Genomic DNA, 19,720 nt, shown 5'->3' with positions numbered 1-19,720 from the left:
GAACGGAAGATGGCTGAGGCGCCCGGGCAGGGTACGGAGTCCGGTGACGGCGAGCGGGCGCGCGCCGCGACCGTGCGCGTGTTCGTCGCGCTCGCCCCGCCCGACGAGGCGAAGGACGAGCTGGCCCGCGCGCTCGCGCCCGCCTACGCGGCGTACCCGCGCATGCGGTGGAACCGCATCGAGGACTGGCACATCACGCTGGCGTTCCTCGGGGAGCTCCCGGTGGCGACCGTTCCCCTGCTGCGTCCCCCGCTGGCGGACGTCGCCGCGGGGCGGCGGGCCCTGGAGCTGGCGCTGCGCGGGGGCGGGCACTTCGACGACCGGGTGCTGTGGAGCGGCATCGACGGCGACCTCGACGGGCTGCACGCGCTCGCGGGCGAGGTGCGGACGGTCGTCAAGGAGTGCGGGATCCCCTTCGAGGACCGGCCGCTGCGCCCCCATCTCACGCTCGCCCGGGCCCGCCGCGACGACCCGGCCTCGGTGCCCGCGGCGGCCGACGGGCTCGCCGGGTTCACCGGTCGCCGGTGGCCCGCCGCGCGGCTCCATCTCGTCGCCAGCGACTACGGCCGGGGTCCGGGCCCGATCCGCTACCGCGACATCGAGGCCTGGTCCTTCGCCCGGCGGTAGCCGTGGGTGCGGCATTCGACGGTGAAGCCGAGCGAGGCGTACAGCCTCGCGGCCGGGAGGTTCTCGGCGTCGTGGTTGACCGTGACCCGGCGGAGGCCGAGCCCGGCCATCCGGCGCATGGACTCGGCCATGACCGCGCGGGCCAGGCCCAGACGGCGGAAGGCCTCGTGCGTGCCCACGGGCTCGAAGTGTCCGATGCCGTTGCGCTCGTCGGTCCAGTGGACGGTGTACGCGCCGATCCGCCCGTCCGGTGCCTCGGCCACGATCTCGCGGGCCGGGTCGTACCCGGGCCGGTTCATCATGCCCTCCCGGTAGGACGCGCCCGTCCAGTCGGAGCCGAAGGAGGCGTTGCGCGCCTCGGCGAGGGCGTCGGCGTCCTCGGGGGTGGCCGCGCGGACGGTGAACCCGGCGGGCACCACGACGGGAGGGAGGTCGGCCAGGTCCCGGGTGTTCACGTCGTCCCAGTCCCGGAAGTGCACGAAGCCCAGTTCGCGCAGGAGGCGCGCCCGGGTGGTGTCGGTGGCGAAGAGGTCGGTGAGGACGTGGGCCTCGTCCGCCGCCATGTGCCGTGCGGTGGTGTCGGCGGCGAACGTGAGCATCGCGCGCTCGGAGTCGGTGCCCCGCAGTTCCGGCGCGCAGAACGCGTCGAACGCGGCGCCGAACCGCAGGCAGATCGTGATGCCGCCGATCCGGCCGTCCCCGTCCTCCCAGACGTGCACCAGGTCTCCGACGGGCGGGCCGCCCCGGAGGTTGTCGTAGACGCGGTGCGGCAGCTCTCCCACGTGGTCGTAGGCGTCGCGGCCCGCGGTGGCGATCCACTCCGCGACGGTGGTCTGGAGGAGGGGCATGTCGGAGGGCACGAACGAGCGGGGAGTGAACATGATCGTCTTATATCCAGGCCGTTCGGGGCGGTTCAAGCGAGTTTCCCGCCGGTCGGTACGGGGCGGGGCCCGGGGCTGGTGCTTTCCCGGTGCTCTCCCGATGGACTCCGGGCATGCTCCGTGCGGGCTCCGGACGGGCTCCGGGTGAGGTCAGCCGTACAGCCCTCGGCAGAGGTCGGCCGCTCCCATCGGCGCCCGGAGGGACTCCGCCTGGCGGCAGAGCCGACGCATCTCGGGCCCGGGGACGGCCGGCGGCCGGTGCGTCCGGGTCTTCTGGGTCGGGCGGGGCACGGTCCGCGGCGTCGCCGGCCGCTTGCCGGGCTGCCTTCCCGGCTTGGCCGGAGCGATGTGCGGGCGGTGGGCCGAGGGAGCGGGTGCCTCGGCGGCCGCGCGGGGCTTCCGCCGGTCGGGGGTCGTCCGGGGCGACCGGGGCTCCGGCCGGGGTTCGGTGGTGGTGAGGGCCTCACGCGGTGCGGGCTCCGCGGGCGCGGACCAGGCGGGCAGCGGGGCCGGGGCCCGGTCCGCCGCCGGGGCGAGACCACCGGGGCGGGCCGGCGGGGCAGGGGCGCGATCGTGGGGGACGGCCACGCAGGCTGAGGTGAGGAGCGTGACGAGCAGCAGGAACGTCGTGCGGCGGGCGTGCATGGGTGCCACGGTGCCCGAGGTCGCGCGGGCGCGGGCGGCGGCTCGGCCCGGGTCCACCGTGACGAGTGAACCGGGGCCGCGCGTGGACGGAGCCGCCCCGCCGACCGGGGCAGGACGACGCCGCGACCCCGGTCCCCCCTGACCGGCCACCAGAATCCGCCCCGCCGACCGGGGCAGCACGACAGCGCGACCCCGGTCCACCCTGACCGGCCACCAGGTTCCGCTCCACCGGCCGAGGCACGCCAACAGCACGGCGCCGCCGCACAATTGCGTGGCGGGACCGGGAGCGCGCGTCCGAGGATGTGCGCATGGACGAGCGACCCGCACGCTGGAGCAGTGCCACCGTCTTCCCCGACATGTGGGCGGACACCGCCGACGACCCCCGCGACACGGGCGGCGGAGCGCCGGAGGGCGAACGCGCGACCCTGGAGGAGTTCCTCACCGGCTACCGGCTGACCCTGCGGATGAAGTGCGAGGGCCTCACCCCGGAGCAGCTGGCCCGCCGCTCGGTCCCGCCGTCGACGATGTCGCTGCTGGGCCTGCTGCGGCACCTCGCCGAGGTGGAGCGGGACTGGATCACCTGGATCACGGGTGAGCCGCTGCCGAAGGTGTACGGGAGGCGCGACGCCGACTTCGACGAGGCCGTCGCCGACCCGGCCGCGGTCCGCGCCGCGTACGCCGATCTGGAGCGCGAACAGGCCGCGGCCGACGCCGCCCTCGCCGTCCGCACCGACCTGGGCGAGCGGCTCCCGAAGGACGGGATCGCGGTACGGGAGCTGATGGTGCACCGGATCGAGGAGTACGCCCGCCACTGCGGCCACGCCGACCTGCTGCGCGAGTGCGTCGACGGGAGGATCGGCCAGTGACCGTGCCCCGGTAGGGGCCCGCACCGGGGTCCCCGCCCACGCACCACGGACGCCCCGCCCGCCGATCGCGGGCGGGGCGTCGGACGTCTCCGACAGGTGAGCGGGACGAGGCGCGGGAGTGTAACCCCCATGTCCAGAGCCCGACTTGTCCCTCCGACCACCTCCGACCAGGTTAAAAAACAAGCCAAGCTGTGATGGGCGGTTTGCGCCGCGACCCTCCCGGAGCACGGTTGCCTACAGCGCGGTGAACACCCGTCACCACAGGTCACACGGCACATCACCCCCGTCGACGGGCCGCCAAGTGGTTCAACCAATGGTGATCAACCTCCCAATCTTCAGCACAAGTTGCGCACATCCCTCTTCCGGAGGGTCCCGGATGCTCTAGATTGACCTTGCTTCACAAGCCCGGACACCAGGCGACAAAGCGTGATCAAACGCCTGCATGGGATGTTCGGCAGCGCAGCGGCGATGGGTGTCGCCGGGCGGGCGGTGCCCCCCGGTGAGAGGAACGGCGCGGCGCGGGGGGCGGGGGCCTCCCGAGGGGAGGAACAGCGCGGGAGGCGGGGGCCTCCCGGGGGGAGAGGAACCGTGTGGAGCCAACGTGTCGAGCCCACTGGCACCCTGGGGGGGTCCGTGCAGCAGGGTGAACTGGTCAGCCCGTTCGCATCGGTGCGCGACCAGCTGGAGAACGGGCCCATACCCCGGCCCGCGAGCGACTGGGAGCAGCGGTACCGCGCCGCCGTCATCACCAGTGACACCGTGGCCACCGCCCTCGTCGTGATGGCGATCGGTGGCTTCTTCGGAGCACGGGACGCGGCCAACTGGCACGAGAAGTGGGGCATTCTGGCGTTCGGCACCGAGCTCCTGGTGCTCGGGGCGCTCGCGGTGGGCCGCGCCTGGGCCCCGGCCGTGCTCGGCCAGGGCGCCGAGGAGTTCCGCCGGCTGGGACGCGCGCTCTTCGCGGCGACCGTCGTCCTCGCGCTCGGCGGGATCGCCCTCACCTCGAACAACATCAAGCTGTGGATCTTCGTCGCGGTCCCCACGATCGCGCTCGTCACGATCCCCGCCCGCTACCTCCTGCGCCTGTGGCTGCACAAGCAGCGGAAGGAAGGGCGCTGCCTGCGTCCCGTCCTCGCCGCCGGAAGCCCGGCCACCGTGCGCGACTTCATCACCCGGACCCGCAAGTTCCCGCACCTCGGCTGGCGGGTGGACGCGGTGTGCCTGACGGAGGGCCACGGGCCCGAATCGGGCGAGCTGGACGGCGTGCCGGTCGTCGGCCCGCTGGCCGACGTCGCCACCCACGTCCGCCGTGACGGATACCGCGTCGTCGCCGTCACCCCGGACCCGCACTGGTCGCCGGCCCGGCTGCAACGCCTGGCGTGGAACCTGGAGGGCAGCGACGCCGAGATGGTCGTGGCTCCCGTGCTGATGGAGGTGGCCGGACCCAGGCTGCACGTCGACGCGGTGCTCGGGATCCCGCTGCTCCGGGTCAGCATGCCGACGTTCACCGGCGGCCGCCGCGCGGTCAAGGGAGTCGTCGACCGGGTGGGCGCCGCGTTACTGCTGCTGCTGTTCGCGCCGCTGATGGTGGTCGTCGGGCTGCTCGTCCTCGTGGACAGCCGGGGCGGCGCGCTGTACAGCCAGCGCAGGGTCGGCAAGGACGGACGCGAGTTCACCATCCTCAAGTTCCGCACGATGGTCACCGGGGCGCACGGCGCGCGGGCCGAGCTGGCCGACCGCGACGAGGGCGCGGGGCTGCTCTTCAAGGTCCGCCGGGATCCCCGGGTGACCCGGGTGGGGGCGGTGCTGCGCCGGTACTCGCTCGACGAGCTGCCGCAGCTGTTCAACGTCCTCACCGGCTCGATGTCGCTCGTGGGCCCGCGGCCCCCGCTGCCGGAGGAGTCCGCCGCGTACGACACCGACGTCCGGCGCCGGCTGCTGGTCAAGCCGGGACTCACCGGTCTGTGGCAGATCAGCGGACGCAGCGACCTGTCCTGGGAGGAGGCGGTCCGTCTCGACCTGCGGTACGTCGAGGACTGGTCCCTCGCCCTGGACACCGTGATCCTGTGGAAGACGCTGCGTGCCGTGCTGTACGGGCAGGGGGCCTACTGATGCAGGGAGTTCATCGTCCGGGCGGCGCGGGGAGCGCCGGCCGGGAGGGCCCGACTGGGGGGAGGAACGAGTCATGAGGATCAGCGTTTTCGGGCTCGGGTACGTGGGGTGCGTGTCGGCCGCGTGCCTGGCCGGCATGGGCCACGAGGTCATCGGGGTGGACGTCAACCAGGTGAAGGTGGACCTGGTCAACGACGGCAAGGCCCCGGTGGTCGAGGAGCGGATCGGCGAGCTCATCGCCGACGTCGTGGAGAAGGGCTCGCTGCGGGCCACCCGTGACGTCCGCGAGGCGATCGCGGGCAGCGAGGTGTCGCTCATCTGCGTGGGCACGCCGTCGGAGCCCAACGGCAGTCTGTGCACCACGTATCTGGAGCGGGTCACCGAGGAGATCGGTGCCGCGGTGGCCGAGCGCGGCGGGCGGCACACCGTCGTCTTCCGCAGCACCATGCTCCCGGGCACCTGCCTGAACCTGCTGGTGCCGATCCTGGAGAAGTACACCGGCGGCACCGCCGGCGTGGACATCGGGGTGGCGGTCAACCCGGAGTTCCTCCGCGAGGGCACGAGCGTGCGGGACTTCTTCGATCCGCCGAAGACCGTCATCGGGGAGCTCGACACGGCGAGCGGCGACGTGGTCGCGGCGCTGTACGAGGGGCTGCCCGGCGAGGTGTTCCGGGTGCCGGTGCCGACGGCCGAGGCGATCAAGTACGCCGACAACGCCTTCCACGGCCTCAAGATCGGCTTCGCGAACGAGCTCGGCGCGGTGTGCCAGGCCCTCGGGGTGGACTCGCACCAGGTGATCGACGTCTTCCTGGCCGACCGCAAGCTCAACATCAGCCCCGCCTATCTGCGGCCCGGCTTCGCCTTCGGCGGCTCCTGCCTGCCCAAGGACCTGCGCAGCCTGGTCCACGCGGCGCAGCGGGCCGACGTCTCCGTGCCGATCCTGTCGCACGTGCTGCCGTCGAACGCGGACCATCTCCAGCGCGCCGTGGAGCTGGTCGAGCGGACCGGCAAGCGGCGGGTGGGCCTCTTCGGCCTCTCGTTCAAGCCCGGCACCGACGACCTGCGCGAGAGCCCGCTCGTCGAGCTGGCCGAGCGGCTCTTCGGCAAGGGGTACGACCTGCGGATCTACGACCCCAACGTGAACCTGTCGCGGCTCCTCGGCGCGAACCGCGAGTACATCGAGAACCGGCTCCCGCACCTCGCGCAGCTGCTCGCGGACTCCGTCGACGAGGTCCTCGACCACGCCGAGGTGTGCCTGGTCGGCACCAGGGACCCGGACGTCCTCGCGGCGCTCCCGCACGGCGAGAGCCCGGTGATCGTCGATCTCATCCACCTTCCCGACGCCGACGAGCGACGGGCCGAACCGGGGTACGTGGGCCTTGCTTGGTAATGAGACCGGCGCGGGAACGGACGGCCAGGGGGCCGGCCGGCGCGCGCTGATCCTGGTCGAGAACCTCTCGGTCCCCTTCGACCGGCGCGTGTGGCAGGAGTGCACGACGCTGCGCGACGCGGGCTACGAGGTGCACGTCATCTGCCCCCGGGGGCAGAAGCGGGACACCGAGGCGGAGGCGGTCATCGACGGGGTGCGGATCCACCGCTACCCGCTGCGTGCCGCCACCGGAGGCCCGTCCGGCTACCTCCGGGAGTACGGATCGGCGCTGTGGCACACGGTCCGGCTGGCCCGCAAGGTCGGACCGGTCGACGTGGTCCACGCCTGCAACCCGCCGGACCTGCTCTTCCTCCCCGCGCTCTGGATGAAGCGTCAGGGGGCGCGGTTCGTCTTCGACCAGCACGACCTGGTGCCCGAGCTGTACCTCTCCCGGTTCGACCGCGGCCAGGACGCGCTCTACCGCGCCGTGTGCGCGCTGGAGCGGATGACCTACCGGGCCTCCGATGTCGTGCTCGCCACCAACGAGAGCTACCGCGACGTCGCGGTGCGCCGCGGCGGGCGGCGGCCCGAGGACGTCTTCGTCGTGCGCAGCGCACCCGACGTCGACCGTTTCCACCCCGTGCCGGCCGAGCCGGAGCTGAAGCGGGGCAAGCCCCATCTGCTGTGCTACCTGGGCGTCATGGGCCCGCAGGACGGCGTCGACTACGCCCTGCGGTCCCTCGCGAAGCTCCGCGACGAGCTGGGGCGGACCGACTGGCACGCGGTGTTCGTCGGCTCCGGCGACGCCTTCGACGCGATGGTCGAGCTGTCCCGGCGGCTCGGGCTCTCGGAGCAGGTCCAGTTCACCGGGCGCATCCCGGACGCCGACCTGGCGCGCTACCTGTCCACCGCCGACGTGTGCCTCTCCCCCGACCCGCGCAACCCGCTCAACGACGTGTCGACCATGAACAAGGTCCTCGAGTACATGGTGATGGGCCGGCCGATCGTGTCGTTCGAGCTGCGGGAGGCCCGTGTCTCCGCCGGTGAGGCCGCCGTCTACGCGCCGGCGAACGACGAGGCCGCGTTCGCCGGGCTCATCGCGAAGCTCCTCGACGATCCGGACGAGCGGGCCCGGATGGGCAGGATCGGCCAGGAGCGGATCGGCGGCGAGCTCTCCTGGCGGCACTCGCAGCGCTCGCTGCTGGCGGCGTACGCCGCCGCATGCCGTGACCAGGCTCCCGTTTCGGGGGGCGGCCGAGGACGAACGGGGAGAAGGCCGCGTCGTTGAGCGATGACACCATACGCCTGGTCACGATCGGGCGGATCGTCCGTCGGCGCCGACGGCTGCTCACCCTCCTCGTGGTCCTGGGTGCGCTCGTCGGCTTCGGCACCTCTCTGCTGCTCCCGCCCCGCTACACGACCTCGGCCTCGGTGCTGCTGCCGGGGGCGTGGGCGGAGCGCGAGCTGCTGACCCAGGCCCAGATCGCGACCAGTTCGGTGGTGGTCGACCGTACGGCCGCCTCGCTCCGCTGGTCCGGGGTGAGCGGCATCCGGCTGCGCGAACAGGTGACCGCCGAGATCGCCGACGGGAACATCATCAAGATCTCAGGCACCGCCGACACCCCGGAGCGCGCGCAGCGGCTCTCGGACGAGGTGGCGCGGCAGTTCGTCACGTTCGCCGCCGAGATCCTCGGCGACAAGACCGACCCGGGTGCGGTGGGCAGCCCGGAGGCACTGCGGAAGCTGGTCGAGCAGACCAGTCGCCGCATCAACGAGCTGGCCGAGACGGCCGGTTCGGGCAGCTCGGTGGAGAGCGTGCAGACGCGCACCGAGCTCGCGAAGCTGCGGACCACGCTGCAGGAGTCCATGGACAAGCTCGACAAGGCCGACCCGTCGACCGAGAAGGCCAAGCTGGTCGTCATGGGCCCGGCGGCCCGGCCCACCGGCGAGGCGCCGCCGACGAGGACGCAGCTCGTCGTGGCCGGGGCGCTGCTGTCCTTCGTCATCGGGGTCGTCGCCCATCTCTCCGCCGCGCGGGTGAGCCGCCGGCTGCGCACCGAGCCGGAGATCGCGACGGCGCTCGGCTCGGTGCTCCTCGGCACCGTCGACGTGCCCGCCGAGAAGGCCGGGCGGCGGGCGGGGGCCCGTGGTCCGCGCGCCCTGGCGCGCCGGCTCCTCGGGCTCGACATCCGGTGGGACGTGCCGACGCCGCGGACCTCGGGCGACGAGGCGAGCCGGCAGATCCGCTACCGGCGGGTGCACGCCCGGCTCCGGGACCAGGTGCCGGCGCCCCGGCGGGTGCTGGTCGTCGTCCCTGACGGCGACGAGACCGCCGTGCGGGCCGCCGGGCAGCTTGTCGCCGAGGCCGGGACGTCGCCGGACGGCGCCGTCGGGGATCCGGTGCTGCGGACGGTGGCGGTGGCGGTGTCCCAGCCGATGGTGCCGGACCGTCAGGACGAGTCGGGTGCCGTGGTCGTGCTGAGCGCGGGCAGCTGGACGGCGGGCGAGCTCGCCGGGATCGCCGAGGCCTGTGCCGACGCCCGGCACGACGTCGTCGGCATCGTGCTCGCCGGGACGGTCTCGGACCGCCCGGCCCGGTCCTCCCGGCGGTCCCGGAAGGCGGGCGCGCCCGCAACCGCGACCGCCGTCGCCGGGCCCGCGGCGGGAGGTGCGGAGTGACGACGCGTACGACTCCGGAGGCGTCGGCCTCGGCTCCCCTGCTCGACCTCCAGCCGCTGGTGGCGGCGGTCCGCAGGCGGCGCCGCCTCTGGGCCTCCCTGGCGCTGCTGGGCATGCTCGGCGGCGTGGCGCTGGCGTTCCTGCTGCCGCCTCCGCCGACCGCCGTGACCAAGCTCCTGGTCGCGCATCAGGAGGACCAGCCGAACGACCCCGGAACGCTGATCCGCACGGACGTGGCGCTGCTCCAGACCACCCGGATCGCCGCCAAGGCCCTGGAGAGCCTGAAGTCCCCGGACAAGCCGGAGGACTTCATGGAGGACTACACGGCCGCCGGCCTGACCAACAACGTGCTGGAGATCACCGTCTCGGCCGACAGCGACGACGAGGCGGTGGCCCGTGCCGAGGCGCTGGCCGACGCGTTCGTCGCGGACCACGTGCGGCGCATAAGGGAGGCGGCGAACGCGGAGTCGAAGGCCCTGCTCGACCAGCGCGACCGGCTGCGGGAGGACCTCACCCAGGTCAACAAGGCCATCGGGGACGCGTCGTCGGTGAACGGGTCGAAGGGCTCGGCGGACATGGAGTCGCTGTTCTCGCGGCGGGCCGAGCTGACCTCGCAGATCGCCGACTACGGCCAGCGGGCCGCGCAGGCGAAGATCGGCACGCCCCATCTCGTCGCGGGGACGCAGATCGTAGACGCTCCCCGGCCGGTGCGGCACTCCCTGAAGAAGACCGCGGCGACCGACGCGGCCTTCGGCCTCGCCCTCGGCCTCGCCCTGGGGCTCGCCGTGGCCGCGGTCGGTTCGGTGGTCGCGGACCGTCCGGTGCTGCGCCGGGACATCGCGGCGAACCTGGGCGCCTCCGTGATCGCGGAGCTGCCCCCTCGCTCGGTCGCGCCGTGGCGCCGCCGCGCGGCCCGGGCCGAGCGGACCAGGCTGACCGCGTCCCTGGCCCGCACGGCGCGCGGCTCCGCGGAGCCGGTGTCGCTGCTCGAACTGGGCGCCGTGCGCGCCGTGGGCGCCATCGCCCTGGACCTGGCGGCGGCGCTGGGTGAGGACGGGCCGGTGGTCGTCGTCGACGGGCTGCCCGGACTGCCGCTGGCCGAGCGCCGCGCGAAGCCGGGCGACCCGACCGTGGTCAGCGGTGACCGTGCCACGGCCGGGCGGTACGAGGAGCGCGCGATCGGCGTCGGCTCGGTGGCACCCGGCACGGCGTGGACCGACCTCCAGTACCTCGGTACGCGCACGGTGCTCGTGGTGCGGGCCGGGCACGGCAGCGCCGCGTGGCTGCACACCGTGGCACGGCAGCTCGCCGACCAGCACATCCCGGTGATCGGTGTGGTGCTGGTCGACCCCGACCCGCGTGACCGGACCGACGGCACGCTGTGGGACGGGCCGGAGACCGCGCCGCGCGGACGGAACGAACGGCCGCCCCGGCAGAACGGGTCGGAACGGCAAAGGACGGAACGGGTGCCGCTGTGGGCGGCGAGCGTCCCGGACAGCGACCAGGAGGCTCGGTAAGGCATGTGTGGCATCGCAGGTACGTACCGATGGCCGGACGGGAAGGTCGTGACCGACCGGCTCACCGATACCCTCGCCCACCGCGGACCCGACGGGGCCGGCCGCTACAGCCACGCCGCCGGTGACGGGGAGGTGCACCTCGGGCACCGCCGGCTGGCGATCGTCGACCTGTCGGAGACGGGCGCGCAGCCGATGGTCTCGGACGGTCTCGTCCTCACGTACAACGGGGAGCTCTACAACGCGCCCGAGCTGCGGGCCGAGCTGACGGCCGCCGGGGTGCGCTTCCGCGGCACCTCCGACACCGAGGTGCTCCTGGAGGCCTGGCGGCGCTGGGGCACGGACTGCCTGCCCCGGCTGCGCGGCATGTTCGCCTTCGGGATCTTCGACGAGCGGACCGGTGAGCTGGTGCTCGCCCGCGACCAGCTGGGCATCAAGCCGCTGTTCCTGCTCCGGCGCGGCGAGGGCGTGGTGTTCGCCTCCGAGCTGAAGGCGCTCTCCGCCGCCACCGGCGGAAAGCTGGAGGTGGACCACGCGGCGCTGGTGGCCTCGCTCCTCTACTACTGGGTGCCGGACTCGCGGTGCGCCTTCCGCGAGGCGGAGAAGCTGCCGCCGGGGAGCTGGCTGCGCTGCCGGCCGGACGGCCGGACGGAGCGCGGCCGGTTCTGGCACCTGCGGGACGTCGCCGCCGAGGGCCGCGAGCGGGCCCTCGCGGGCGACCTGCCGGACATCGCCGCCGTCGTCGAGGAGTCGACCCGGCGCCACCTGCTGGCCGACGTGCCCGTGGCGACCTTCCTCTCCGGGGGGCTCGACTCCAGCTATCTGACCGCGCTTGCGGCCCGCGACCGGCCGGGGATCTCCGCCTACACGATCGGGTTCCGGGCCGAGGACGCCAAGTTCGAGGCGATGCCGGACGACCTGCGCTACGCCCGTCAGGTGGCCGCGCGGTTCGGCGTCGACCTGCACGAGATCGAGATCGCCCCGAACGTGCTGGATCTGCTCCCGGAGATGACGTACCACCTGGACGAGCCGATCGGTGACCCGGCCGCGATCAACACGTATCTGATCTGCTCCGCCGCCCGGGAGGCCGGGGTCAAGGTCATGCTGTCGGGGATGGGGGCCGACGAGCTGTTCGCCGGCTACCGCAAGCACCTGGCGAACCTGATCGCGCTGCGCTACCAGCGCGTCCCCCGTCCGCTGCGCCGTGGTCTGTCCGCGGCGGTGGACCGGCTGCCGGTCGCCTCGGCCCGCCGGGGGTACCGGTCGGTGCGGTTCGCGAAGCGGTTCCTCTCCTTCGCGGACCTGCCGGAGGAGACCGCCTTCCGGCGCAGCTACACCATGTACGACCAGGAGGAGCTGCTCGGCCTGGTCGACCCGGATCTGGCGGGGACGGTCGACGACGTGCTGACCGAGCACGCCGACGTCTACGCGGACAACGACCTCGACGACTTCGTGAACCGCATGTGCCTGGGCGACGCCCGGATGTTCCTGCCGGGTCTGAACCTCGCCTACACGGACCGGTCCAGCATGGCCGCGTCGACCGAGGTGCGGGTGCCGTACGTGGACGTCGAGGTGGTCAGGGCCGCGTTCGCCGTGCCCGGGAACCGCAAGATCGTCGGACGGCAGGGGAAGGCCGTCCTCAAGGAGGCGGCCACCTCGGTCCTGCCCCGGGAGATCGTGTACCGGCCCAAGGGCCTGTTCAGCGCCCCGCTGCGGGCCTGGATGAGCCGGGACCTGGCACCGCTGGTGCGCGAGGTGGTGAACGACGGCGTGCTCGTGAACTCGGGGCTGCTGCGCCGGGACGCGCTGGCGCGGATGGTCGCCGAGGACGCGGCCGGGCAGCGGGACTTCTCCAAGCACCTCTGGCACGTGCTGACCCTCGAGTACTGGTATCGGGACGCGACCTCGGGGACCGGCCGGAGCGCGCGCCCGGCGGCGTAGAAGACGGCTCAGAAACAAGGGGACATCGGTGAAACAGGTTGTGCAGAACTACAAGAGCGGCGAACTGGCGGTGCTCGACGTGCCGGTGCCGGGGTGCAAGCCGGGCGGTGTGCTGGTCCGCACCGCGTACTCGCTGATATCCACCGGCACGGAGCTCATGAAGGTGTCCGAGGCCGGCATGTCGATGCTGGGCAAGGCCCGCTCCAGGCCGGACCAGGTCGCGAAGGTCATGCAGAGCGTGGCCACCAACGGGGTGCCCGCCACCTACCGCAAGGTGATGGGCAAGCTGGACTCCTACACGCCGCTCGGCTACTCGCTGTGCGGGGTCGTCGAGCAGGTCGGCGCCGGGATCGACGACGTGAAGGTCGGCGACCTGGTGGCCTGCGCGGGCAACGAGCACGCGCTGCACGCCGAGCTCAACTGGGTGCCGAAGAACCTCTACACCCCGGTGCCGGACGGTGTCGCGCCCCGGCACGCGGCCTTCGGCACGGTCGGTTCGATCGCGCTCCAGGGCGTCCGCCAGGGCGAGCCACAGCTCGGCGACGTGGCGCTGGTCATCGGTCTCGGGCTGATCGGGCAGCTGGTGGTGCAGCTGCTGTCCGCCTCGGGTGCGGTCGTCGTCGGGGTAGACCCCGATCCGGCGCGCTGTGAGCTGGCCGAGCGGCTCGGCGCCGCTGCCACGGGCGATCCGGCGTCCCCGGCCGTGGAGGCGGCGGTCGCCGAACTCACCGGCGGTCACGGTGTCGACCAGGTGTACCTGGCGGCCGGCGGCGGGAGCAACCAGCCGGTCGAGCTGGCCGCCCACCTGAGCCGCGACCGGGGCCGGGTCGTCGACATCGGCAAGTGCCGGCTGGACCTGCCGTGGAACGCGTACTACGAGAAGGAGCTCGACGTCCGGTTCTCGCGCAGCTACGGCCCGGGCCGCTACGACCCGGAGTACGAGCTGGAGGGGCGGGACTACCCGATCGGGTACGTGCGCTGGACCGAGCGCCGGAACCTGGCGTGCTTCCTCGACCTCCTCGCCCGTGACCGCGTCGACGTCGACCCGCTGGTCTCCCACGTCGCCGACTTCGACGACGCGGTCGAGACGTACCGGAGCCTGAAGGACGGCGAACTCAAGGCCGTGGCCGTGCTGTTCCGGTACGCGGAGCAGGAGGCGGAGGCCGTGGCGGAGGCGCCGGAGGTGGCCGTTCCCGCCGTGCGCCGCGCCGCCGCGTCCGCCCCGGCGCGGCCCGTCAGGGGTCCGGTGCGGCTGGCGTTCGTCGGCGCGGGGAACTACGCCACGTCGATGCTGCTGCCGCACCTGGCGGGGCGCGAGGGCGTCGAGCTCTCCACGGTCGTCACCACGACCGCGCTCTCGGCGGCCAACGCGGAGCGGAAGTTCGGCTTCCGCCGCGCGACCACCGATCTCGACGCGGTGCTCGGCGACCCGTCGATCGACGCGGTGTTCGTGGTCACCCGCCACAGCTCGCACGCCGACCTGACCCAGAAGGCGCTCCTCGCCGGCAAGGCCGTGTTCGTGGAGAAGCCGCTGGCGCTCACCGAGGACGAGCTCGCGGGGGTCCTCTCGGCCGTGGAGAAGTCCGGCAACGACCGGCTCCAGGTCGGCTTCAACCGCCGGTTCGCGCCGCTGCTCCAGGAGGCCAGGAAGCGGTTCGGCGACCGCACCGGTCCGGCGAGCCTGCGCTACCTGGTCAACGCGGGCCGGCTCCAGCACGGCAGCTGGTACCTCCAGCAGGGCAGCGAGGGCTCGCGGTTCGCCGGCGAGGGCGGCCACTTCGTCGACACGGCGAGCTGGCTGCTGGGGGCCGACCCGGTCTCGGTGTACGCGGTCGCCCCGGCCGGCAACGAGGACCTCCAGGTCGTGCTGCGCTACCCGGACGGGTCCACCGCCACCATCAGCTACGTGACCACCGGCCCGGCCGCCTTCCCCAAGGAGACCCTGGACCTCGTCGCGGACGGCAAGGTGCTGCGCCTGGACGACTTCGTCCGCGCCCAGGTGTACGGCCCGGAGAAGTGGGTCAGTTCGCGGCTGCCCAAGGCCCGGGACAAGGGCCAGAACGCCGAACTCGCCGCCTTCGTGCGGGCCGTGCGGACCGGCGGGCCGATGCCGGTTCCGCTGGAGTCGCTCGTCGCCACCACGGCGGCCACCCTCGCCGTGGGGGCCGGTCTGGCCTCCGGTGTGCCGGTGACGCTGGCGGGCCCGCGATGACGATGAGCGCGGGCTGGTACCTGCGGCGCCTGTCCCGGATGGGACCGCGGGAGGTCGGCGGCCGGGTGGGCGACACGGTGCGCCGGCGGCGGTGGCGGTCGGCCCGGCCGGTCTGCCCGAGCGTGACCGGCGCCCGCTTCACCGCCGTCCTGCCCGCCGGGGCGCTCGCGGCGGTGCCGCCGGACGCGGCGAAGCGTCTGGTCGCCGAGGCGGACCGGCTGATGGCAGGGCACGCCGAGTTCTTCGGGGTGGAGCGCGACGACCTGGTCGACCCGGACTGGTGCCACGACCCGAAGACCGGGCGCCGGGCGCCCTGGGGCTATGCCTTCGACGTGCCGTACCGGAGCGAGGAGGCCGTCGGGGACGTCAAGCAGATCTGGGAGCTGTCCCGGCACCAGTACCTCACCGTCCTCGCCGCCGCGTACGCGGTCACCGGGGACGAGCGGTACGCCGAGCGCGTGGCCGGGCACCTGCGGTCGTGGTGGGCGGCGAACGCCCCGCTGCGCGGGGTGCACTGGACGAGCGGCATCGAGCTGGGGATCCGTCTCCTCTCGTGGGTGTGGGTCCGGCGGCTGCTCGACGGCTGGCCGGGTGCGGCCGGGCTCTTCGAGGAGAACCCGGTGGCGCTGCGCCAGATCTGGCACCACCAGCGGTGGCTGGCCGCGTTCCCCAGCCGGGGGTCCTCGGCGAACAACCACGTCATCGCCGAGACCGCCGGGCAGTTCGCCGCGGCCTGCGCGTTCGACTGGTTCCCCTCCTCGGCGCGCTGGCGCGAGGACGCGCTGCGGTCGCTGGAGCGGCAGCTGCGGAAGAACACCTTCCTCTCCGGCGTGAACCGCGAGCTGGCCTCCGAGTACCACGGTCTCGTGCTGGAGCTCGGCCTGGCCGCGCTGGCCGAGGCGGACGCCGCCGGAGTGCCGGTCCCCGGTGCGGTCCGGCCGGTTCTGCTGCGGATGACCGACGCGCTCGCGGCCGTCGTGGACGGCCGGCTGCGGCCGCCGCGTCAGGGGGACTCCGACGACGGCCACGGCCTGGTCCTGGACGGCGCGGGCACCGACCGCTGGGGCTCGCTGCTCGCCACCGGGGACGCCGTGTTCGGCCGGCTCGGCTGGTGGCCGGAGGTGACCGGCACCGATGTGCGCACCCCGCTCCTGGCGGCGCTGATCCGGCCGTACGGGAAGGACGGCGGCGGACGCGTGCCGTCCCGTCCGGCGGCCCGGCCGGCGCACTTCGCGGACGCGGGGATGACCGTGCTACGCGGTCCCGAGGACCTCTGGGTCCGCTGCGACGGCGGTCCCCACGGGTTCCTGTCCATCGCCGCGCACGCGCACGCGGACGCGCTGTCCGTGGAGGTCCGGCACGACGGGGTCGACGTGCTCGCCGACCCGGGCACGTTCTGCTACCACGGGCAGCCCGAGTGGCGGCAGTACTTCCGGTCGACCCTCGGCCACAACACGCTGCGGCTCGACGGCGCGGACCAGTCCGTCTCCGGCGGCCCCTTCCTGTGGACCCGGCACGCCCGCAGCCGCGTCCTGGTCGCGGACACCTCGGACGAGAAGGCGTCCCGCTGGGTCGCCGAGCACGACGGGTACGAGGACGCGGTGCACCGTCGCACGGTGGAACTGACGGCCGCGAGCCGGGAGGTGACGGTCGTGGACGAGGTGCGCGGCCCGCGCCGCCGGTCCGTGGAGCTGGCGTTCCACCTCGGGCCGGCGGTCGCCGCCGAGCTGACGGGGAACCGGGCGGTGCTCACCTGGACCCGGGACGGCGAGGACCGTTCCGCCGTGCTCGACCTGCCCGGGGAGCTGTCCTGGCGGGCGCACCGCGGCGAGAGCGAGCCGCCGCTCGGCTGGTACTCGGCGGGATTCGGGCGCAAGGAGCCCAGCACCACGCTGGTCGGCAGCGGTTCCGCCGACGGCCTGCGGGAGTTCACCACCGTGCTCCGGTTCGGCGACTAGGGAGGAGGCGTGGTGTTCGAGAGGCGGCGCTGGGCGTTGCCGGTGGCGGCGCTCGCGCTGGTCCTGCCGGTGGCGGCCGGCTGTACGAGTGCGCCGGACGCCCCGGCGAAGCCGGGCCGGACGCCCTCCGCGTCCGGCGCGTCCGGCGCGTCCGGTGCGTCCGGCGCGTCCGGAGCGTCCGGGACCGTGGGCGCGCCCGCCGGGGCTCCGGCCCGGGTGTGCGACGCGCCCTCGGCCGGTCCGTCGAAGGCGCCGGCGGGCGCGGTGACGGTCGATCCGGCGGTGGTCGGCGACCTGGTGACGAAGACCGAGGAGAATCCCCCGCACACCACGTTCTGGCTGCGGCCGGGCACGCACCGGTTCGCCCCGGAGCCCTACGCCCAGGTCGAGGCCAAGGCGGGGAACCGCTACCTGGGAGCGCCGGGCGCGGTGATCGACGGCGGCAGGACCAACCAGTACGCGTTCGGCGGCATCGCTCCCGGCGTCGTCCTCCGGCATCTGACGGTGCAGGGGTTCGTGGCGCCGCAGGACGAGGGCGTGGTCAACCACGACATGGCCGACGGATGGGTGATCGAGCACACCACGATCCAGCACAACTCGGGTGCGGGCCTGATGGCCGGTGCCCGCCAGCGCCTCGCCTCCAGCTGTCTGCGCGGCAACGGGCAGTACGGCATGAACGCCTACAAGACCGGTGACTCGATCCGCGGCCTCGTCGTCGAGGGCAACGAGATCACGGGTAACAACACCGACGACTGGGAGCGGCGGAAGCCGGGCTGCGGCTGCACCGCCGGCATCAAGTTCTGGGCCGTCGACGGCGCGGACGTCCGGGGCAACTGGGTGCACGACAACCGTGCCGCGGGGCTGTGGGCGGACACGAACAACAACGACTTCCTCTTCGAGGACAACGTCCTGGAAAGCAACGACGGTGCCGCGCTGATGTACGAGACCAGCTACAACGCGGTCGTCCGGAACAACACGATCCGGCGGAACAACCGGGTCGAGGGCCGCGCCGCCGAGAAGGACGGGGACGACTTCCCGTACGCGACCGTCTACGTGTCCGAGTCCGGTGGTGAACCCCGGGTCCCGGCCCGCACGGACGGGATCGAGATCTACCGGAACCTGCTGGAGGACAACTGGAACGGCATCACCCTGTGGGAGAACGCCGACCGGTTCTGCAACAGCCCGGCCAACACCTCCTCCGACTACTGCACGCGCCTGGTGAAGGGCACCGGGCGCTGCGCGCCGCCGGCGATCGCGCGCGCGCCGCTCTACTCCGACTGCCGGTGGAAGACCCAGCGGGTGGACATCCACGACAACCGCTTCGTGCTGGACCCGTCCGTCGTGGGGTGCGCGCGGGAGTGCGGCCGCATGGCCGTGCTCTCGAACAAGGGCGGCTCCCCCGACTGGTCGCCGTACCGGGGTGACCGGGTGGCGCGCGCGATCACCCGGGAGCAGCACAACCGCTGGCACGACAACACCTACCGGGGACCCTGGACCTTCACCGCCGAGGACGCGGGCCGGACTCTGGACTCCGGGCAGTGGCGCGCCGCGCCGTACCGGCAGGACGAGGGCAGCACCTTCGCGCCGCGGGCCGGTGGTTGAGATGGACGGGAAGCCGAAGTACGCCGGGACGCCGGTCACCCGGGCCGACGCGGTGGCCCCGGCCGGGGGCACGCCGAAGGCCGTCGGGGTGATCTGGGCCTGCCTCGCCCTGAACACGCTCGGCTCCGCCGGGGCGAAGACCGTGATCCCGCTGCCGCGTTCGCTCATCCAGATGGTCACCATGGGTTCGCTGGTGGCGGCGTTCGCGCTGGCGCTGGCGCTCAACCCCCGGCTGCGCTTCCGGCCCAGCGCCTTCCTGTTCCTGCTCACGCTGCTGCTGGTGCCGAGTCTGATCTCCAGCGTGCAGCTGGGGTACGGCGCGCTGTTCCGCTGTGTGCGGCTGGGGCTGTTCGTCGGCACGCTGTGGCTGCTGAGCCGCTGGTGGGACGGCAGCCTGACCTTCGTCCGGTACCACATCCGGATGTACTTCGCGGTGCTCGTGCTGGTGGCGGCCGGTCTGGTGATCGCGCCGGGCACGGCCATGCCCGAGTACTACGGCGAGCGGCTGGTCGGCGCGCTGTGGCCGCTGACCCCGCCGCAGATCGGGCAGTACGCGGCGGTGATCATCGGGCTCACGGTGCTGCTGCTCCTGGGGCGCCGCACCACCGGGGCCGGTGCGGCACTGATCATCGTGCCGTCGCTGGTCCTGCTGGCCATGACCCACACCAGGACGGCGACGCTCGGCCTGCTGATCGGGCTGGTCCTCGCGATCGGTTCGCTCATCCTGACGAGCGCCGCCGCCCGCCGGTTCTTCGCCTGGGCGGTGGTGTGCGCGACGGTGGCGGCGGTGGTGTTCAGCTCGGCGCTGCGGACGTGGTTCCTGCGCGGCCAGAGCCAGGGCGACCTCTCCAACCTCACCGGCCGGGCCAAGGTCTGGGACGCGCTGCTCTCGGCTCCCCGGACGGTCGAGGAGAAGGTCTTCGGCACGGGTCTCGGCGACAAGTCCTTCGACGGGCTGCCGATCGACAACAGCTGGCTGGCCGTCTACGACGAGCAGGGGCTGACCGGCATCACCATCGTGGGGGCGATGGTGGTGGTCCTCGGGGGCGTCGCACTGCTGCGGCCGCCGTCGCTGCCGAGGGCCTGCGCGATCTTCCTGATCAGCTACTGCGGGCTGTCCTCGTACACCGAGGTCGGTCTCGGTGACGCCTCGGCCTATCTGCTGCATCTGACCCTGGCGGCCTCGCTGCTCGTGGCACCCGCAGAGGCGACGCAGCCGGCCGTCGAGCTCCCACGGCGCTCCCCCGAGGCGACTGAGCCGCCGAACGTCGAGGTCCCTCGACGCCGTATTCCGCGCTGGGCCCGGAGGTGACC

General features: G+C 73.4%; 14 protein-coding genes. 12 read left to right on the top strand and 2 right to left on the bottom strand.

Features of this window, described 5'->3' with window-relative positions; all coding sequences use genetic code 11:
- Window positions 1–9 precede the first annotated feature (9 nt).
- On the top strand, window positions 10–627 hold the full coding sequence (gene thpR, locus ACFYXU_RS15920; RefSeq protein WP_389457989.1) for an RNA 2',3'-cyclic phosphodiesterase: 618 nt from the start codon (window positions 10–12) through the stop codon (window positions 625–627).
- Here the strand turns inward: thpR and ACFYXU_RS15915 are convergent.
- Together ACFYXU_RS15915 and ACFYXU_RS15910 are read right to left on the bottom strand one after the other, a co-directional pair.
- Entirely contained in the window at window positions 588–1,508 is a 921-nt protein-coding gene (locus tag ACFYXU_RS15915) for a GNAT family N-acetyltransferase (protein WP_376509316.1), read from the bottom strand. The genes thpR and ACFYXU_RS15915 overlap by 40 nt on opposite strands.
- 150 nt (window positions 1,509–1,658) lie before the next feature.
- On the bottom strand, window positions 1,659–2,210 hold the full coding sequence (locus ACFYXU_RS15910) for a hypothetical protein (RefSeq protein ID WP_389457986.1): 552 nt from the start codon (window positions 2,208–2,210) through the stop codon (window positions 1,659–1,661).
- Between the two features lie 251 nt (window positions 2,211–2,461).
- On the opposite strand from ACFYXU_RS15910, the gene ACFYXU_RS15905 reads away from it, so the two are divergent.
- The 11 genes from ACFYXU_RS15905 (at window position 2,462) to ACFYXU_RS15855 (ending at window position 19,718) form a co-directional block, all read left to right on the top strand.
- Window positions 2,462–3,019 (top strand): DinB family protein, encoded by a 558-nt coding sequence (locus ACFYXU_RS15905; RefSeq protein WP_389457984.1) that lies wholly within the window; start codon window positions 2,462–2,464, stop codon window positions 3,017–3,019.
- A gap of 633 nt (window positions 3,020–3,652) precedes the next feature.
- The gene (locus tag ACFYXU_RS15900; RefSeq protein WP_361398683.1) at window positions 3,653–5,131 is read left to right on the top strand and encodes a sugar transferase; all 1,479 of its coding nucleotides are present in this window, start codon (window positions 3,653–3,655) and stop codon (window positions 5,129–5,131) included.
- A 73-nt stretch (window positions 5,132–5,204) separates the two neighbouring features.
- The gene (locus tag ACFYXU_RS15895; RefSeq protein WP_376509323.1) at window positions 5,205–6,521 is read left to right on the top strand and encodes a nucleotide sugar dehydrogenase; all 1,317 of its coding nucleotides are present in this window, start codon (window positions 5,205–5,207) and stop codon (window positions 6,519–6,521) included.
- A complete protein-coding gene (locus tag ACFYXU_RS15890; RefSeq protein WP_329852986.1) occupies window positions 6,511–7,788 on the top strand; it encodes a glycosyltransferase family 4 protein in 1,278 nt (425 codons plus the stop codon). The genes ACFYXU_RS15895 and ACFYXU_RS15890 overlap by 11 nt, the downstream gene beginning before the upstream one ends.
- Window positions 7,785–9,179, top strand: coding sequence for a Wzz/FepE/Etk N-terminal domain-containing protein (locus tag ACFYXU_RS15885; protein ID WP_389406700.1), 1,395 nt, complete (start codon window positions 7,785–7,787; stop codon window positions 9,177–9,179). Before ACFYXU_RS15890 ends, ACFYXU_RS15885 begins: the two co-directional genes overlap by 4 nt.
- The gene (locus tag ACFYXU_RS15880; protein ID WP_376509329.1) at window positions 9,176–10,696 is read left to right on the top strand and encodes a Wzz/FepE/Etk N-terminal domain-containing protein; all 1,521 of its coding nucleotides are present in this window, start codon (window positions 9,176–9,178) and stop codon (window positions 10,694–10,696) included. Before ACFYXU_RS15885 ends, ACFYXU_RS15880 begins: the two co-directional genes overlap by 4 nt.
- A gap of 3 nt (window positions 10,697–10,699) precedes the next feature.
- Window positions 10,700–12,634 (top strand): asparagine synthase (glutamine-hydrolyzing), encoded by a 1,935-nt coding sequence (asnB, locus tag ACFYXU_RS15875; RefSeq protein WP_376509331.1) that lies wholly within the window; start codon window positions 10,700–10,702, stop codon window positions 12,632–12,634.
- 28 nt (window positions 12,635–12,662) lie between these two features.
- Complete coding sequence (locus ACFYXU_RS15870) at window positions 12,663–14,846, top strand: bi-domain-containing oxidoreductase (protein WP_389457982.1); 2,184 nt, start codon at window positions 12,663–12,665, stop codon at window positions 14,844–14,846.
- On the top strand, window positions 14,843–16,804 hold the full coding sequence (locus ACFYXU_RS15865) for an alginate lyase family protein (protein ID WP_389406698.1): 1,962 nt from the start codon (window positions 14,843–14,845) through the stop codon (window positions 16,802–16,804). Before ACFYXU_RS15870 ends, ACFYXU_RS15865 begins: the two co-directional genes overlap by 4 nt.
- Before the next feature lie 12 nt (window positions 16,805–16,816).
- Window positions 16,817–18,406 (top strand): right-handed parallel beta-helix repeat-containing protein, encoded by a 1,590-nt coding sequence (locus ACFYXU_RS15860; RefSeq protein ID WP_389407037.1) that lies wholly within the window; start codon window positions 16,817–16,819, stop codon window positions 18,404–18,406.
- A 1-nt stretch (window position 18,407) separates the two neighbouring features.
- On the top strand, window positions 18,408–19,718 hold the full coding sequence (locus ACFYXU_RS15855; RefSeq protein ID WP_389406697.1) for an O-antigen ligase domain-containing protein: 1,311 nt from the start codon (window positions 18,408–18,410) through the stop codon (window positions 19,716–19,718).
- Window positions 19,719–19,720 lie beyond the last annotated feature (2 nt).

The sequence above is a fragment of the Streptomyces sp. NPDC002232 genome (assembly GCF_042890295.1).
In the GTDB taxonomy this organism is placed as follows: Bacteria; Actinomycetota; Actinomycetes; order Streptomycetales; family Streptomycetaceae; genus Streptomyces.
This window is presented reverse-complemented; position numbering and strand designations above follow the sequence as displayed.

Bases quoted from the DNA above. Each gene is read 5' to 3' on its own strand.
- thpR (WP_389457989.1), top strand. From the start codon at position 10: ATGGCTGAGGCGCCCGGGCAGGGTACGGAGTCCGGTGACGGCGAGCGG.
- ACFYXU_RS15915 (WP_376509316.1), bottom strand. From the start codon at position 1,508: ATGTTCACTCCCCGCTCGTTCGTGCCCTCCGACATGCCCCTCCTCCAG.
- ACFYXU_RS15905 (WP_389457984.1), top strand. From the start codon at position 2,462: ATGGACGAGCGACCCGCACGCTGGAGCAGTGCCACCGTCTTCCCCGAC.
- ACFYXU_RS15895 (WP_376509323.1), top strand. From the start codon at position 5,205: ATGAGGATCAGCGTTTTCGGGCTCGGGTACGTGGGGTGCGTGTCGGCC.
- asnB (WP_376509331.1), top strand. From the start codon at position 10,700: ATGTGTGGCATCGCAGGTACGTACCGATGGCCGGACGGGAAGGTCGTG.
- ACFYXU_RS15865 (WP_389406698.1), top strand. From the start codon at position 14,843: ATGACGATGAGCGCGGGCTGGTACCTGCGGCGCCTGTCCCGGATGGGA.
- ACFYXU_RS15855 (WP_389406697.1), top strand. From the start codon at position 18,408: ATGGACGGGAAGCCGAAGTACGCCGGGACGCCGGTCACCCGGGCCGAC.